We start from the raw sequence: 14,894 nt of genomic DNA on the forward strand, positions 1-14,894 counted from the left end.
TCTCCTTGGTTGCGATTAAACTCGTTTGTACCAATAAACTGATAAATAACTTTTTTTTTGCGAAAAGGGTAAACTTTTTTTAAAAAATATCAACATTAATGTCCAAGCCGTTCTTTTTGATGTCTTCAAGCAGCGCATTGACATCCAAAAGCAGCTTATCCAGTTCAGTGTTGATGGGCGACGTCAAATTCATGACAAGCCCAGCGGAGTTGTCCCCCTCCAGAAGTTTACCCACAATCGTGTTGGACTGGTCCTTGAGCCTCTTGACCGACTCAAGCAACAGGCGCGTGCGTTCAACCAAAGCGTTCAGGTCGCGGATCTTGACCTGCCCGGTCTGGGCAATGGCTTCCAGAGCCGATTGCGCATTGCTCAAGCTTTGGTCACATTTATCCAGAAGCGACTCCACCTCGGCCTTCCAGCTTTTCACATTCACCCGGCTCTTGTAGATTACGTTCTTCGCCTTTTTGGACACGCGCTGAATTTGCACACCGGTTTGACCGTCCGAAAGGGAGTCCATTACCGAACGGACAGAATCCTTCAGTTCGCCCAAGTCCGTAAGAATGGCGCCCAGTTTCTTGCCGAAGCCGCTCAGCCCCTCGTCAAAGCGTCCAACCAGCGTATCGCCTTCATGGACCAGATCCTTGGAATCACCGGTCAAAATGCAAATTTCACGTTCGCCCATAAGGCCCGCAGTAATCAGGCGGAATTCCGAATTGCGCGGAACCTTCGTTTCTGCGAGAACCCGGACCGTCACATAGACGGCATCGTCGGTAAGTTCCACCTTGGTGATTTCGCCACGCTTAATGCCGCGCACCTTGACCAGGTTGCCTGGAGAAAGGGTTCCCACGGCATCGAAAGAAACCACGAAAGAATAACGCGGGTGATACGGACTGGACGGGTGTAAAAAGAACCACGCCGAAGAACATGACGTCACGAGAATGACGAACACGATAAACGGCAAAAGGTTCTCTTTAATGCGTTTTATGACCCTATTCATAGTAAGACCAATTTTGATTGTCGAAATCTAACAAATCATCGACATACTCGCCCTTGGCCTTGGCCTTAATCTTTTGCATTAAGGACTCATTGAAGTCCTGAGCCACGTTTTGACCGCTATATTTCATCAAGGTATTCATGGCAATGACCTCGGAAATCACGGTCAGGTTCTTGCCGGGGGCCACAGGAATGACCACCTTGGGGATTTTCACCCCCATCACTTCTTCTTCCTGTTCGTTGAGCCCGGTGCGGTCGTAACCGCCGTCGCGGTGCCACTGCTGCAGTTCCACGATGGTTTCGATCTTCTTCACCTTGCGGATGGCATGGATACCGAACATGGCACGGATATCGAGGATGCCCACACCGCGGATTTCCATGTGGTGCTTGATCAGCGGATCCGGACGGCCAATAATGGCACGGCCCACGTTACTGATGTGGACCACGTCGTCAGCCACCATGCGGTGTCCACTTTCTACAAGATCCAGCACGCATTCCGACTTGCCCACATTGCTGTCGCCCACATAGAGCATGCCCACGCCGTAGACGTCCACAAGGCTTCCGTGGATAATGGCATGGGGTGCGAAGAATTCTTCCAAGATACGCTGGGCGATCTTGTTGAACTCGTAAGTGTGGAGCGTGGTAGAAAACAGGGGAATACCCAAACGTTCGCACATGGCGCGAAGCTCAGGATGAGGCATCTGGGAGTGGGTCACCACCCACATGGGTGCCTTGAATACAGACAAATTCTCAAAAACCTTTGCACGGCCTTCGGGGCCAATGGATTCCAGGTAGTTCCATTCGGTGTGCCCAACCACCTGAATCTGCTGGGAGCTATAGACCTTGGTAAAGCCCGCCATGGCAAGGCCAGGCCTGTTAATGCCGCTTTCGGCAATAGGGGCGTCCAGGGTCGATTCCGAAGAATGGCAAGCCATTTGCAGGTCCTTGCCATAATGCAAAAAAAAGTCCCGCACCAGAAGACGTTCCCGGTGCAGGATCTTGATGTCTTTTAATCTTGACTCAGCCACGATATCGTCCGATTATACAACTTCAGACATAGGCTGGGCACGGTGATCGTTCTGCTTGTCGTTTGCCTTCTTGAGCTGCACCTTGATGCGTTCAAGAGTCACATCCACAGCCTTGCCCATGTTTTCTTCGTCGGCGGAGGCCACTACTTGAGAACCAGTAATATTAACAGTAATTTCGCAATGACGCTGATGTTCTACTTCGTGGTCAAGGATAACGGAGGCACTTGTGATATTCGGGTAGAATCGAGCTAATTTATCCATTTCTTCTTGAATACGATCCTGAAGTCCGGCAGAAGCATTAAAGTGACGAGCAGAGAACTGAATATCCATAATATTAACCTCCTTAAAAAGGGTTTTCGTATGTATTGCAGAGCTTTTTGCTCCACGTCTAGAGTATATACATCTTTTTTTGTTCAAAAACAAAGGGTTTTTCAAAAATTTTCAAAAAAACTTATTCCAATTTGGAATATTTAGTACAAAAGTGGCCTTTTTAGGCCAAAAAAGGCCTAAATGAGCTTTTTGCGCTTACTGGCGGGCAAAAGATGGAGCTCTTCTTCGCGGTATTTTGCCACCGTACGGCGGGCCACCTTGATTCCCTGTTCCATCAGTTTGTCTGCAATGGCCTGGTCCGAAAGAGGCTTTTTCTTGTCTTCTTCGTCCACCAGTTTCTTGATGGCATCCAGGATAGTTGCGGAGCTGAGTTCTGCGGCGTCGGGAGAAGAATCCTGCTTGACGCCCGAAGTAAAGAACTGCTTGAGTTCGAAAATGCCGTAAGGCGTATCCACGTACTTGCCGTTCACCGAGCGGTTCACGGTACTCACGTCGCGCTTGATGTCGTCGGCAATGTCCTGCTGCACCATGGGCTTCAGGAATGCTGGGCCCTTGGTGAAGAAATCCTTCTGGCGTTTGAATATGGCACGCATCACCAGTTCCATAGTCGTGTAGCGGTTATCAAGTGCCTTGATGAATTCCACAGCCTTGAACAAATGAGTGCGCACGTAATCCTTGTCGGACTTGGAAGCGCCCTTGTCGTCGAGGATGGCCTTGTAAGTCTGATTAACCCGGAGCCTCTTCTGCACCGAGGAACGGACAGATTCCACTTCCATACGGCCATGCTTGTCGACCACCTTGAGGTCTGCGGCAATGGTCTGCACGCGGGAATTGGACAGCTGGAAACCCGGATGGGGATTCAGCTTTGCAAAGCTTGCGACTGCACGCTGCACGTCTTCGGTAGAAACGCCCAAGGCCTTGCCAATTTTCGCATAACGTAATGCCAGCAGGTCGTCGTAGCACTTTTCAAGAATCTTGATGCCCAGCGCCGGGAAGTTCGGGAGGCCGTAGGCCTGGATCAAGAAGCATTCCCGCTGGTTGCGGGCGCCGATTCCGCGCGGGTTGAAACCTTGCAGCACATGCACCGCCTCACGGACAGGGAGGGAACATTCCTCCAGCGGGACCTCGTTACGGAGCATGGATTCAATCTCGTTGATGTAGGGATCCTCGGACAGGCGCAAGGGGGTCTCTTCCAGAGTGGCCTCTTGCAAGAAGCCGTTCTCGTCCAGAGAATCAATCAGGTATTCCACCAACGAACGGAACTTCTTTTCGGAGCAGTTGCTCTGGGCAAGCTGTTCCAGCTGTTCACGGGACCCCGACCAAAGCAGCAGCTGGTCACGCAGTTTGTCCTGCAGGCTCTTGCCGTGATCCTTGATGGGGCGGTCCCATTCGTCATCGGAATCGTTACCGACGTTTAAATCCTTGAAGGGGGCGTCCTCGTTCATGGAGCCGTCCTTCAAGTACTGTTCGTAATTGATATCGTCGCCGCCGTCCAAAAGGGAGCTGTCGCCCATGGCACTGTCTTCGAGGCTGGAATAGTCGCCCGAATCGTAATCGTCAAAATCGTCCTTGACTTCGCGCAGTTCCGCACCGGAATCCGGAAGTTCGTCTTCGTGGACTTCCCGCTCTTCCATGGGAGCGGCATCATCCAATTCCAGAAGGGGGTTGCTTTCCAGCTCTTCTTTAATAGCGGTGTCGAGTTCCAGGGAGTTCTTCTGCAAGATGGTTACAAACTGACGAAGCTGGGGCGAAAGATTTTGCTCCAGTCGCTGATTTGTACCTATTTGCAGTCCGATATCCACGAAGCCCCCTAACCCAAGCTAAAGCTTTCGCCCAGGTAAATGCGGCGGGCCTCGGGGTCATTGGCCAAGTATTCCGAAGAACCCTCGGTAAGCACCTGGCTCTTGTACATAATGTAGGCGCGGTCCGTAATGGAAAGGGTTTCACGAACGTTGTGGTCCGTAATCAGGATTCCCATGCCGCGATCCTTGAGGCCCGAAATAATGGACTGGATGTCGGCCACCGCAATGGGGTCAATACCGGCGAAAGGTTCGTCCAGCAAAAGGAACGAGGGGTCGCTGGCGAGAGCGCGGGCAATTTCCAGACGGCGACGTTCGCCACCCGAGCAACTCATGGACTTGGTTTTGCGGATGTGGGTAATCTTAAATTCTTCCAGCAATTCTTCGAGGCGGCGCTTGCGTTCGGAACGCTTCATGCCCTGGGTTTCGAGAATCGCCATAATGTTGTCTTCTACGCTAAGCTTGCGGAAAATCGAAGCTTCCTGGGGCAGGTAACCGATACCCAGACGGGCGCGCTTGTACATGGGCTTGTCCGTCATCTCGATGTCGTCGAGGAAGATGTGACCCGACTCCGGGCGCACCATGCCCACGATCATGTAGAACGAAGTCGTCTTGCCGGCACCATTAGGGCCCAGGAGTCCGACAATTTCGCCCTGGGACACGCGAATGGATACGTCGCTCACCACTTGGCGACCGCCATAGACCTTTCTCAGGTGTTCCGTGCGTATGGTACTGACTAGGTTTTTCATAGACTTTTCAAACTCAATTTACAAATCTTTCGGCGGGGCGATTTGTTTTTCCCGCATTTTTTTAATCATATCCAAATGGGACTTCATCTTTTCTTTGGGAGCATTGTCGCCGGATTCCACCTTAAGGGAATCCGCCTGCGCCTTCTTGTTGCGCTGCTCCTTTTCCATGTCGATGTAGCGACCGCTAGCCATGGCCGCAGCCCCCAGAAGCTTTAAGGACTTCACCGCATTTTTCTGGGCGTCGAACACGATATGGATGGTATCGCCCGTGGCCTCGTTCTTGCCCGAAACAGAACGGTCCTTTTTCACGTAGAAATAAGTGCTTTGAGCCTTGCCCGAGACGATTGCCCGGTCCATCTTGCCCTGGTTAAAGTACAAGTCAAGCCTGTCGCCGTCCATCAGGTTGCGGTATTCCTTCAGGTCCGTTTCGTAGAAGAATCCCTTGGCGTTCAAGTTCACGTAAAGACGTTCAATCTTGTCGTTGCTGAATTGGGCGTAGAGGGTATCGCCGAATGCCTCGGTCACGCTGCCGGGAGCATTTCTCTTGGGTTCCTCCTGCTGGATACCGTGGGCGTTGCGAATCACCAAGGCCGACTGCAAGGACTTACCCGTAGAGTCCAACACCAGGAAAATGGAATCTCCCGTCAGGTGGTAATTCTTGAGGTCGCAGGTGGGGTGACCCTTCATGGAAAGCCAGTTGTTCTTGCGGTCAAAGTAGCCCGTATCGCAAGTCACCACCATTTCGTTCTGCGTGACCTTCACCTGGTCGAAGGCCTGGGCAAAGGCATCTTTCTTGTTGTAAATAATGCGCTTGGCCGAAATGGTCACCGTATCGATTTTACCGTTTTTCTGCTTTTCGAACTGATAAAGCTTGGGTTTCTGGGGCATGGTCAAGATTTCTTTTTCACGGTCGTATTCCAGATACTCGCCGGTAAAAAGATACGTAGACGCCGAATCGCCCGCGTGGACATTGCCCGAGGCCGTGGCAATGGCATTCTTTTTCTGGTACAGACCGCTTTCGGCCTGGATGTAGCCCGAGGGGTGCGTAAAGAGGAAGCCGCCATTGCACTGCACGGTTTCGGCATACTTGTGCCAGAAGGCGCGCTGGGTGCGGAACTGGATACTGTCATGGACGAAATGCACTCGCCCTTGCAGCAAGAGCGTTCCGCGCTTGCGGGCGACAGCAAGGCTGTCGGCATGTTTCATGATCAAGGGCGAGGACTGGGCGGCAGCGCTGGTGGCCAGAAGGGCCACCAGGAACAGCGACAAAAGCCAAGTTTTGCGGAAGGCCGATTTCATTATTCGTCCCTCGACTTTGCCTTGGCGCGAATCCCCCTGTTCCTGATTTTCTTCATGAACTCTTGTTCGGCCTTGGTCGGGGCGGAGCTTTCAGTCTCTTTCAAAGTATCGGCTTTTGCAGGAGCGGACGGCGCCACCGGTTTCACCGGCGCAGGCGCTGCCGGTTTGACGGGAGCCACCGTTGTCGCTGCCGACGACGATGCAGGAGCCGCAGCGGCCTGGGCGCTATCGCGGGATTCAATTTCTTTTGCCTGGGACTTGTCTTCTTCCTTGAGGCGGCGGGCGGCATCCTGGAAAATGCCCGTGACACTGGAAAGAATGCGCCAGTTGTCCATGTGGGCGTCGCTTTCAAAGCCGCGGCCTTGCAACACGTCGCCTTCTTCGCTGACCACGCGGACGTAACTTTCTGTTTTAACCAGGTTGTCCCTCTTGTTCCAAATCAAGGAGTCCGAACGCACCGACGCGCCCTTGGGCGTAAGGGCGTAAACGTGGCCGTAGGCATACACGTAGGTAAACTTCAAGTCCATGCGGCCGGAATCGGCGCGCAAGAATGCGGTACGTTCTCCCAGGGAGTCGTAAATATCCACCAGCACCGGGCGCACAAAGACCACTTCCTTGTCGCCCCAGCGTTCCAAATAGGCGGTTTTCAGTTTCCAGGCCAGCACACCCTTGTCGTAACTGTCCATAAGGGTGGTATCGGTGAAAAGCATTTCGGGGCGTTCTACCTGCAGCCAGGGCTTTTCTTCTTCAATTTCTTCGCAAGCGGTCATCAACAGACCGATCAGCAATAAAGGTATCAACGTCCACTTTTGAAGAATCATAGGCCAAATATAGATAATTTGATTTTCTATTTTATTCCGCATGAAACTCCGTGTTATTGAATTTTTGAAGAATGCCGCGACAGGGCTGATGCCCTTGCAGAACCTGGTCTTGATTTCCCTTGCAGCATGGGTGACACACATTGTTTTGCGGGTATTGCTCCTTTTCCGCAGCAACCCTTACGGATTCCCTTTTGTAAGCAAGCCGGACTGGTTCATTTTCCACGCAGTCTGCATCGACTTCATGTGGATCGCGAATGCACTGGTGGTATTCCTTGTCATCGGCGCCATCGGCATCAAGATTGGCGACGCCTTAAAATCCGACAAGGCAAAAATTATTGTCCAGAAGACTCTGACGATTTTATACGCCGTATTCCACGGTGCAATCCTTTTCTTGACCCTTCTCGACAACGAGACCCATCGATTTCTGGGCGGGCACTTGACCTTTGGACTTGTAGACACCTACAAGGACACTTCGTCGATTATCGTATTCTACGACTATGTTGCAAACGACCTTTCTGTACCTTACTTGCAGTTCGTCGTTCTCGTTCTGATGCTACCTTTGACTTACGGGCTCTACAGGCTATTTTGCAAATGGTACCGTCCGACAAACAGCTTCTATATCAAGAAATCAGTCATCGCGATGGTCATTTTCTACATCGCCTCCTACTCGTACGTTTACTTTATATGGACTGGCAGTTCCCGCATGGACAAGCTCTGTCCCGTTGTCTCCTTAATTTATAAGGACTTGTTTGCCACGAAAAAAGTGGACGGACTTACCGATGCCAATTTGGATGCCTACCGGGTCTCTTATCAAAATTTATGGCAACAGGTCGAAGGCGATTCTTCTTGGAAATTCTCCGATGCAAAAGAAGGCAACGGACTTCCGCTTTACCGCATTCCCAGCGACGAGCTCCTGAACAGCGAAAAGCTCAAGGCCCAGCGCGAAATGAAGCCCAACTTTATTCTGGTACTGATGGAATCGCAGCGCGGCCTTAACACGGGTTACATGAACCCGCAAATACAGCCCTCCCCCACGCCCTTCATGGATTCCCTCGCCGGACATTCCCGCGTGTGGATGCGCATGCACACCAGCGGCGTCCCCACCACCGGCGGCGTGCTTTCTACCCATATCGGCATTCCGCACCATTCCCGACTGTCTCAGGCCACCGACCTGACGCATGTGACTATCCCCAGCTTTGTTTCGGTGCTGACAGAAAACGGTTACAGCACCCACTACATGTCTGCCGCCGACCCCGCCTGGGATAACTTGGGCGTATGGATGGCAAAGTGGTACACGGAGCAACACTACAACCGCAACCGTGAAGACGATTCCACCTTCATGGATCATGCCATCGAGTACGTGCGCGATACGCTCTCTAAAGAAGGCAAGCCCTTCCTCGCCACCCTCATGACACGTTCCAACCATTACCCCTTCAACTTTGCCGCAGGCATGACCGACGAAGAAAAGAACAGGCCCCTGCAGGAACGCATCAACGTGACCATGGGGTATGCCGACAGGCAGCTGGCCCGCTTTATCCGCGCCGTACAAAACGAGGACTGGTACCAGAATACCTATGTCATCGTGATGGCCGACCACGGTTTCCCCTTGGGCGAAAACGGAGTTTCTACCATGAGCGGTGGCGGATATTCGAACATCAGCTGGATTCCGTTCTTTATTCACGGCAAGGGCATGGAGGCCGTTCGCGACACCACGACCGCAGCCCAGATCGATATCGCTCCCACGGTGCTTGAACTGGCCGGATTCGCCGTACCGAACATATTCATGGGACATAACTTGTTGCGTGGAAACACGACTAAGGTTGAAACAGATTCTGCATCTACCGATTCTTCTGTTACTACGGAATCGAAGAAAATTGCCGGTATGTCTCTCGGGGCATACTCCGGTTACGCTGCGATTGGCTTAGATGGCTTACGCTTTATCGCGAAATACCCCGCACAGGATGAAACGCACCTCTTTGCAGAAAACGACCTCCGCCAAGAACAGGAGCTGACGGGCAAGTTCCAAAACGAAGAAAGTCACCTTTCGGCGACTCTCGATACATTAATTAAGATTTCGGATTACAGCCTGGAAAAAGGATTGTAACCAACCCTTACAAACCTTGCCGGCGATCCATCTATTCCTTGGATTCTTGACGACGGTCTTCGTCTACCGAAGTATTTTCATAATTGTCGGCACATTGATATTCGACTATAGAAGAGTCGGACAATGTCTCGTCGTACACAGGCTTACATTCCAAGGGAGGAGGATCGTAGCAGTCTCCATCGCAAGATTCATCGGTTCCATAAGTACAGGCAAAAGCCTGCAATGCAAATGACGAGGCCACGACGCTTGATATTCTAAAGCGCTTGCTCCAAAAGAGCGCCCCGAGCCATAAAAAGACCTTGCGAAATAGATTTCTCATTTGTTCCTCCTCTTTACCGTAAAAATATTAAGGCATCATGTTGTCATTACGGAGCAAGGAGCGCAGTATTTTGCTGGCGCCAACAGCCCTGTCTCTCCAGTTTAGAGAAACGGAATCCGTAACGGGCACAAAGTTCTGGTTCACGCCGCTGTACACTTCTTCGCTTTTCAGGCCACCCGTAAGGACGTGATCCCTGAACCCTAGATAATAACCGTTCTCGCCAAAGAACAGGGAGGGCTGTTCCGCAGGGCGTTCCTGAGTAAGCAGGTCATATCCCCAGAAATGTCCCGGAGCTCGAACTTGGGCCAAGTCAAAGATCGTCGGCCCCACATCCAATTGAGAGGCCACATCTTCGCGAACGACAAGTCCCTGGAACAAGCTGGTGTCAGCAGAAAAGATTCCCATGAATATACGGGAAGAAGACACTCCTATGGGCTGCGGAATTCTACGGTCAACAGAATCTACCGGGGTGTCGTGGTCTCCCAGGAACAGGACTACCGTACGATCGAAATCCGGACGTTGGGAAAGGCTTTCCATAAAGCGGCCAAACTGCTGGTCCGTATATCGAAGCGCCGTGCGGTAACGAACCATGGGATCCTCCGGCTTCGGAGCAAAGGCATCCGGGTAGCCATAGAACGGAATGTGGGTCGCAATGGTATTAAAAAGCAGGAACCAGGGCTTGTCATAGGGCATGCCGTCTAGGGTCTGTATCGCAAGGTCAGCGCCCAAGCTGTCGGCCGTTCCGGGAATACTGTCATCCGGAGCCAACTTCCAGTTTTCACCATAAAAGCGTTCTACAAACGGCAAGGTATGGTCAAACACCGGATTGGAAATGGTCACATAGGCTCTCTTGTAGTTTTCCAGATATTCCGGGAATCCCTTGAAATGGTTCGATGCGTAGAAACTGGGAACATCCCTGTTCGGATGGGTGGGGAAACCGAGATAGGTCGAAGTTGTTCCACGAACCGTCGGATACCCGCCACTATAGGCGTTCTTGAACCACAGTCCGCCCACTTTCGCCAATTTCCAGAGATTCGGGGCGAGGGTCGTATCTCCCGAAAGCATCTGGTTCAAAATGCGGCCCTTATAGGATTCCCCGAAGACAAAGACGATGTTGTAGGGACGCTTTGCCTTATATTCATGTCGGGCAGCATCAAAGTAAACCGGATAGTTCATCACATCCTGACGAGCCCCGATTTTGTCCTTTGGCAAGAAGGCATTCAGGTCTTCCACCAGTTCTTCCGAGACCTTCTCGTTGTCACGGACAAACTCAAAGGTTTCCCATGCCGCAATATGGAGAATCGGAGAAGTCAACGTGTACTTCCCAAGATTGAACTGCATTTCAATAGGCCATTTTACAATGGGCACATAGAATACGGCGCGGGTTCCCATCAAAAAGAGAATCAAGGGGAACACGGACAGGACAAGGCCTGCAGAAATAAAACTAATGGGGACCTTTTTCTTCGGCGTTATGGCAAGATCAAGGTCCTTGCCCTTCTTTCTTTTCTGAAGGGTGTACAGAACGATAAACGTGATTCCTGCAGCCAGCACGAGAATGTACAATCCGACCCAAAGTACCGTGCCCAAGGCATCGCCACCAAAAACGGTAGCGGCAGTACTGTCAAACAAGTTGGAAGGATGAAAATAGGTACGGACGAAGGAATAGGAAAGACGCTGATGGGAAAAACGGAACACCTCATAATCGGCGGTCGCAAAGAAAAAATAAAGGATATAGTAGATCGCAAGTCCCCTGGGCATTTTCATCAGCATGAAAAGGCCGGATATGACCAACATACCGCCATAGGCCATAATCATCTGCCACTGGATTCTTCCGGAAAACATTTCCAACAAGGAAAGTCCCAGAGGGTCAGGAAGGGTGTAGAAGAACACCAGCATCACTGACTGCACCAGCAAGGCGATCACCGTTATCAGCACGTAGGGATTTTTCAAGAACTGCTTCATATTCAGAAATTATCCTTTTACGAACAAGCCCCTAAAGAAGTTGATGATGCCGGCAATAGCCCTATAGCGGTACCCTCGGCAATCCACCACCATCACGCCCTTGTACATATTGAACGTATGGAAGGCCACTTTCATTGTCGGGTGCGGAGAAGACTTTCTCCACAGTTCCTTAAACACAAGGCCCTCCGGGGATTCTTCAACTTGCTGGAAGGATATGGCGTGGCCATATTCCACGTTGCATTCCTGGGCGGGGCGGTAAATCTTTCCCTTGTACTCGAACCAGTCGCCAGCATTTCTGGCAATGTTTTCAGGGAACTGGTATTCCTTCACCTTGACATACTTTCCAGACGCATCCGCTTCGTACACGCCCAGGGTGGATCCATTGGGCTTCGGAATCTCCGTGGAATAAATCTGCTTTTTGCCAAACAGTTCCGTATAGACCGCATCCGTAAGGAGGGCGTCGCTAACCGGCTTTCCGTTCACCAAGGCAGGCTTTTCCAAGTCCAATTCATAAAGCTTCAGGCCACCGCCCTTGAAATTTTCAGGGTAAACAAGAATCTTGCCATCCCTGCGGATGATCGCCGGGAAACTGAGATGGGAATCCAACTCCAGAATAGTATCGACCTTAAGAAGAGTGTTGCTAGCCCTGTCGATAGTGAGCATCGCAAGGCGGCCTCTCTTGTGGGGATAGTAGTATTCTTCGACCAAGACATATATCTTGTCGTCCGTAACATCGAGAATGAAGGGATCCGCAAACCAGCGGTCCTTGCATTCGTGATTCAGCCACCTGATTTTCAGGGGCTCGCCGGCAATGACTTCGTCCAAGGTGTTATCGACAAAGCCGATGTTCCAAACACCCTGCATGATGCTACGGTAGATTTCTATAAACCTCATGCAACTACTTCTTTTTTAGGATGGTGCCGCACAGGAACATGGAGAACACGACACTTGTCACCAGGAATATGAATATGCTCATGCAGGCAAGATCGCCAATTCCCTTCAAGCCCTTATGCGTCGTGAAGAGGAAGCCTACAAAGCCCGCAATGGTCGTCAAGGAACTGGCCATCACATTTCGAGCCGTCGTATCCATCAAACGGCGAAGCGTCATTGCCTTATCGGAATTCCATGCCGTCACCAGGTGGATCGTGGCATCGATACCAATACCCAGCGCCATCGGAATCACGATCACGTTGTAAATGCTGATCCTGCCGTAGTCAAACGTTCCGTTGAGGAAGCCCAGCAAGCCCAAGGCAAGAAGTACGCCCATACCGAAGGGAATGCAGCCCACAAGGAAAATCTTCGGCTTTCTAAAGGAAATGAGAAGGGTACCGAAAATCACGAGGATAATCACAATCGCCAGATTGAAGCTGTCTTCCTTCACAGACGAAATCACGTCCGAAAGAATAAACTGCGAGGAGAAGGTACGGAGGTTTTCTCCATCAAAGTTCCAATGTCCGTAACGGTCCTGGAAGCGCTGCAGAGCCTTCGCATCCCAACTGGGGAAATCGCCATAGATAAAGCCAATCTTGCCGTAGGAGCCGTCCTTTTCACGAACGACATCAAGAATCCAGCTAGGAAGATCTTCCGGAGTAAAGGTCTTTTCTACCGAAGCCAGCTTTCGCAAATTGGCGATGTTGACGGAATCTTCGCCTTCGGCACGGTCAAAGACGCGGGCCTCCACCAGTTCACGGATTTCCTCGATGACTTCAAGACGGGCTTCCTGGGAATCCTTTGGCGGAATGAAGCTCTTGAGCGTAATAAAGCTGCCCAGCATGGAATCCTTTTCCACATTGAGGCGGTAAATCAGCGTATCATAGAGTTGATCCAGCTGGGACACCTTCGACCCCATCACTGCCGCAGGCGTAGACGTCTTGGCCTTATAGCTTGCACGAGTGACTTTAGTCGAAATCTTGTTGTCCTCGACCTTCTTTACCGTGGAAGAACGACGAAGGTTCTTTAGGTCATGTTCGAAATCCACCTGGGGTACAAAATAGAGGGAAATTCCGCCAAGAACCAAGCCGACAATCGCAGCGACCCGGAAGAACTTAAGAATCTGGCCTTCAGTCCAAGCCTTGGGGAAAAAGCTATTGTCAGGTGTGCGGGGAATGCCACCCATGCACTTGATGAAAACCGGAAGCACCAGAACGGAGGTGAGCATACTGAAGAAAACACCTGCAGATGCCACGACGCCAAATTCATAGAATCCCTTGAAATGAGCCGCAAGCAAAGTCAGGAAAGCCGCAATCGTGGTAAAGCTAGCCAAGATAAAGGGCTTCAGCATGCGCCTTTGGGCTTCCTGGAGGACTTCTTCCAAAGTCGCCTTCTGGTTCAACAGTTTTTGAGCCGTTCCAAGCATGTGGATGGAATAGTCAATACCGATACCCAGGATAATGGACGCCACAAAGACCGTGAACGGGTTCAACTTACCGTAGAAAAGGGCTGTAAAGGCAAAAGTCGGAATGCAGGCGTAAAGCACCGTGCCCGTAACAAGAATCGGCCCCTTGAATCCTCTAAAGAAGTAAGAGGTCAAGAGCAAAATCAACACCAGGCTGATGGCGAAGGAGAATATACTGTCATTGGCGACTTCATCCACTTCCTTGAGGCCCTCGTAAGTACCATCCACGGTAAAACGGGTGGGAACAGGATAGGTCTTTCCATTGAAATGCTGGAGCAGGGAATCTGTACGAGCAAGAATATGCGTGACAAATTCGTAGTCCGTGGAGGGCTTAATGAGCTTTGCATTCACCACGCCATTGAACAGGATCTTTCCGGTACTATCGGGGCGCGGGCAACCAATGAGACGGGCCTTCAGATGGGCCGGCACAGGATCCTTGGGGTGCCATTCATCACTGGCATCCTTGTCGGATTCATCCTTGTTCTTTTGAATGAAGGAAGCAAATGCACCAACGGCTTCATCCGGAAGACCAAGTTCCTGCGGCAAGTTTTCATCAAACCAAACGCGTTCCTTCTTTTCAGGAGCAGCGGTCGTCGAGTCTCCCAACAGGTCTACAACAAGAGGACCATTCTTTCGGCCAATTTCCAGCTGAAGGTCTTCCAGGTTATCGCGGATACGTTCCAGGTGAGACACCGGGAAATAGAGAAGGGCGTTATCCTTGAAGAACTGGTTTTCTTCATCTTTCTGCGTCGATACGAAATCACCTTGCCAGCGGCTGTGAATGTAGTTTTCAACGGAATCCTGCATTGCCGCCACGATCTCGGGATCGTCACTCTGGATGGCAATCGTAAAGCGGTCCGTACTGCCGAATCGCTGGTAGGATTCCTGCAAGGCAAGAACACTGGGGGTTTCATCGGGAAGCAAATGAGAAAGGTCTGCATCCAGTCGAAGACCCGGTTTAACAAAAATGGGGAATGCGCACAATGCAGCAAGCAGGAGATAGAAAGCCAAAGCCTTGAACTGGTGCTTACAAATGAGCGGGATATACCACGCCGAAAATTTTTCTTGTAAGGATTTCTTTGTAACCATATGTAA

At 51.2% G+C, this 14,894-nt stretch carries 12 protein-coding genes; 1 reads left to right on the forward strand and 11 read right to left on the reverse strand.

From position 1 onward, the window contains the following. Window positions 1-79: 79 nt before the first annotated feature. The 7 genes from ACJMNB_RS07355 to lptC all read right to left on the reverse strand — a co-directional run bounded on the left by ACJMNB_RS07355 (window position 80) and on the right by lptC (window position 7,019). Window positions 80-997 carry an MlaD family protein gene (locus ACJMNB_RS07355; RefSeq protein WP_405340731.1) on the reverse strand — a complete coding sequence of 306 codons (918 nt, stop codon included), beginning with the start codon at window positions 995-997 and terminating at the stop codon, window positions 80-82. Then, entirely contained in the window at window positions 990-2,021 is a 1,032-nt protein-coding gene (gene hprK, locus ACJMNB_RS07360; protein ID WP_405340734.1) for an HPr(Ser) kinase/phosphatase, read from the reverse strand. The genes ACJMNB_RS07355 and hprK overlap by 8 nt, the downstream gene beginning before the upstream one ends. A gap of 12 nt (window positions 2,022-2,033) precedes the next feature. Next, window positions 2,034-2,351 carry a ribosome hibernation-promoting factor, HPF/YfiA family gene (gene hpf, locus ACJMNB_RS07365; RefSeq protein WP_072798321.1) on the reverse strand — a complete coding sequence of 106 codons (318 nt, stop codon included), beginning with the start codon at window positions 2,349-2,351 and terminating at the stop codon, window positions 2,034-2,036. Between the two features lie 176 nt (window positions 2,352-2,527). Further along, entirely contained in the window at window positions 2,528-4,153 is a 1,626-nt protein-coding gene (gene rpoN, locus ACJMNB_RS07370) for an RNA polymerase factor sigma-54 (protein ID WP_405340738.1), read from the reverse strand. An 8-nt stretch (window positions 4,154-4,161) separates the two neighbouring features. Further along, window positions 4,162-4,899 (reverse strand): LPS export ABC transporter ATP-binding protein, encoded by a 738-nt coding sequence (gene lptB, locus ACJMNB_RS07375; RefSeq protein WP_405340741.1) that lies wholly within the window; start codon window positions 4,897-4,899, stop codon window positions 4,162-4,164. 18 nt (window positions 4,900-4,917) lie between these two features. Continuing rightward, entirely contained in the window at window positions 4,918-6,198 is a 1,281-nt protein-coding gene (locus ACJMNB_RS07380; protein ID WP_405340744.1) for a hypothetical protein, read from the reverse strand. Beyond that, complete coding sequence (gene lptC, locus ACJMNB_RS07385; protein ID WP_405340747.1) at window positions 6,198-7,019, reverse strand: LPS export ABC transporter periplasmic protein LptC; 822 nt, start codon at window positions 7,017-7,019, stop codon at window positions 6,198-6,200. The genes ACJMNB_RS07380 and lptC overlap by 1 nt, the downstream gene beginning before the upstream one ends. 40 nt (window positions 7,020-7,059) lie before the next feature. On the opposite strand from lptC, the gene ACJMNB_RS07390 reads away from it, so the two are divergent. Beyond that, the gene (locus tag ACJMNB_RS07390) at window positions 7,060-9,123 is read left to right on the forward strand and encodes an LTA synthase family protein (protein WP_405340750.1); all 2,064 of its coding nucleotides are present in this window, start codon (window positions 7,060-7,062) and stop codon (window positions 9,121-9,123) included. A gap of 31 nt (window positions 9,124-9,154) precedes the next feature. Here ACJMNB_RS07390 and ACJMNB_RS07395 read toward each other — a convergent pair whose 3' ends face one another. Genes ACJMNB_RS07395 through ACJMNB_RS07410 form a run of 4 tightly spaced genes read right to left on the reverse strand, consistent with a single transcriptional unit; the run spans window position 9,155 to window position 14,888 of the window. Continuing rightward, window positions 9,155-9,442 carry a hypothetical protein gene (locus ACJMNB_RS07395; protein ID WP_405340753.1) on the reverse strand — a complete coding sequence of 96 codons (288 nt, stop codon included), beginning with the start codon at window positions 9,440-9,442 and terminating at the stop codon, window positions 9,155-9,157. Between the two features lie 27 nt (window positions 9,443-9,469). Further along, window positions 9,470-11,404 carry an LTA synthase family protein gene (locus tag ACJMNB_RS07400; protein WP_405340756.1) on the reverse strand — a complete coding sequence of 645 codons (1,935 nt, stop codon included), beginning with the start codon at window positions 11,402-11,404 and terminating at the stop codon, window positions 9,470-9,472. A 9-nt stretch (window positions 11,405-11,413) separates the two neighbouring features. Beyond that, window positions 11,414-12,298: a hypothetical protein gene (locus tag ACJMNB_RS07405; protein ID WP_405340759.1), complete on the reverse strand. Its 885-nt coding sequence runs from the start codon at window positions 12,296-12,298 to the stop codon at window positions 11,414-11,416. A gap of 4 nt (window positions 12,299-12,302) precedes the next feature. Further along, window positions 12,303-14,888, reverse strand: coding sequence for an MMPL family transporter (locus ACJMNB_RS07410; RefSeq protein WP_405340762.1), 2,586 nt, complete (start codon window positions 14,886-14,888; stop codon window positions 12,303-12,305). Window positions 14,889-14,894: the final 6 nt, after the last annotated feature.

The sequence above is a fragment of the Fibrobacter sp. genome, from assembly GCF_045131395.1.
Classification (GTDB): Bacteria; Fibrobacterota; Fibrobacteria; order Fibrobacterales; family Fibrobacteraceae; genus Fibrobacter.

Excerpts from the sequence above, each read along its gene's own strand:
- ACJMNB_RS07355 (WP_405340731.1), bottom strand. The coding sequence starts at position 997 with ATGAATAGGGTCATAAAACGCATTAAAGAGAACCTTTTGCCGTTTATC.
- hpf (WP_072798321.1), bottom strand. The coding sequence starts at position 2,351 with ATGGATATTCAGTTCTCTGCTCGTCACTTTAATGCTTCTGCCGGACTT.
- lptB (WP_405340741.1), bottom strand. The coding sequence starts at position 4,899 with ATGAAAAACCTAGTCAGTACCATACGCACGGAACACCTGAGAAAGGTC.
- ACJMNB_RS07380 (WP_405340744.1), bottom strand. The coding sequence starts at position 6,198 with ATGAAATCGGCCTTCCGCAAAACTTGGCTTTTGTCGCTGTTCCTGGTG.
- lptC (WP_405340747.1), bottom strand. The coding sequence starts at position 7,019 with ATGATTCTTCAAAAGTGGACGTTGATACCTTTATTGCTGATCGGTCTG.
- ACJMNB_RS07390 (WP_405340750.1), top strand. The coding sequence starts at position 7,060 with ATGAAACTCCGTGTTATTGAATTTTTGAAGAATGCCGCGACAGGGCTG.
- ACJMNB_RS07395 (WP_405340753.1), bottom strand. The coding sequence starts at position 9,442 with ATGAGAAATCTATTTCGCAAGGTCTTTTTATGGCTCGGGGCGCTCTTT.
- ACJMNB_RS07400 (WP_405340756.1), bottom strand. The coding sequence starts at position 11,404 with ATGAAGCAGTTCTTGAAAAATCCCTACGTGCTGATAACGGTGATCGCC.
- ACJMNB_RS07405 (WP_405340759.1), bottom strand. The coding sequence starts at position 12,298 with ATGAGGTTTATAGAAATCTACCGTAGCATCATGCAGGGTGTTTGGAAC.
- ACJMNB_RS07410 (WP_405340762.1), bottom strand. The coding sequence starts at position 14,888 with ATGGTTACAAAGAAATCCTTACAAGAAAAATTTTCGGCGTGGTATATC.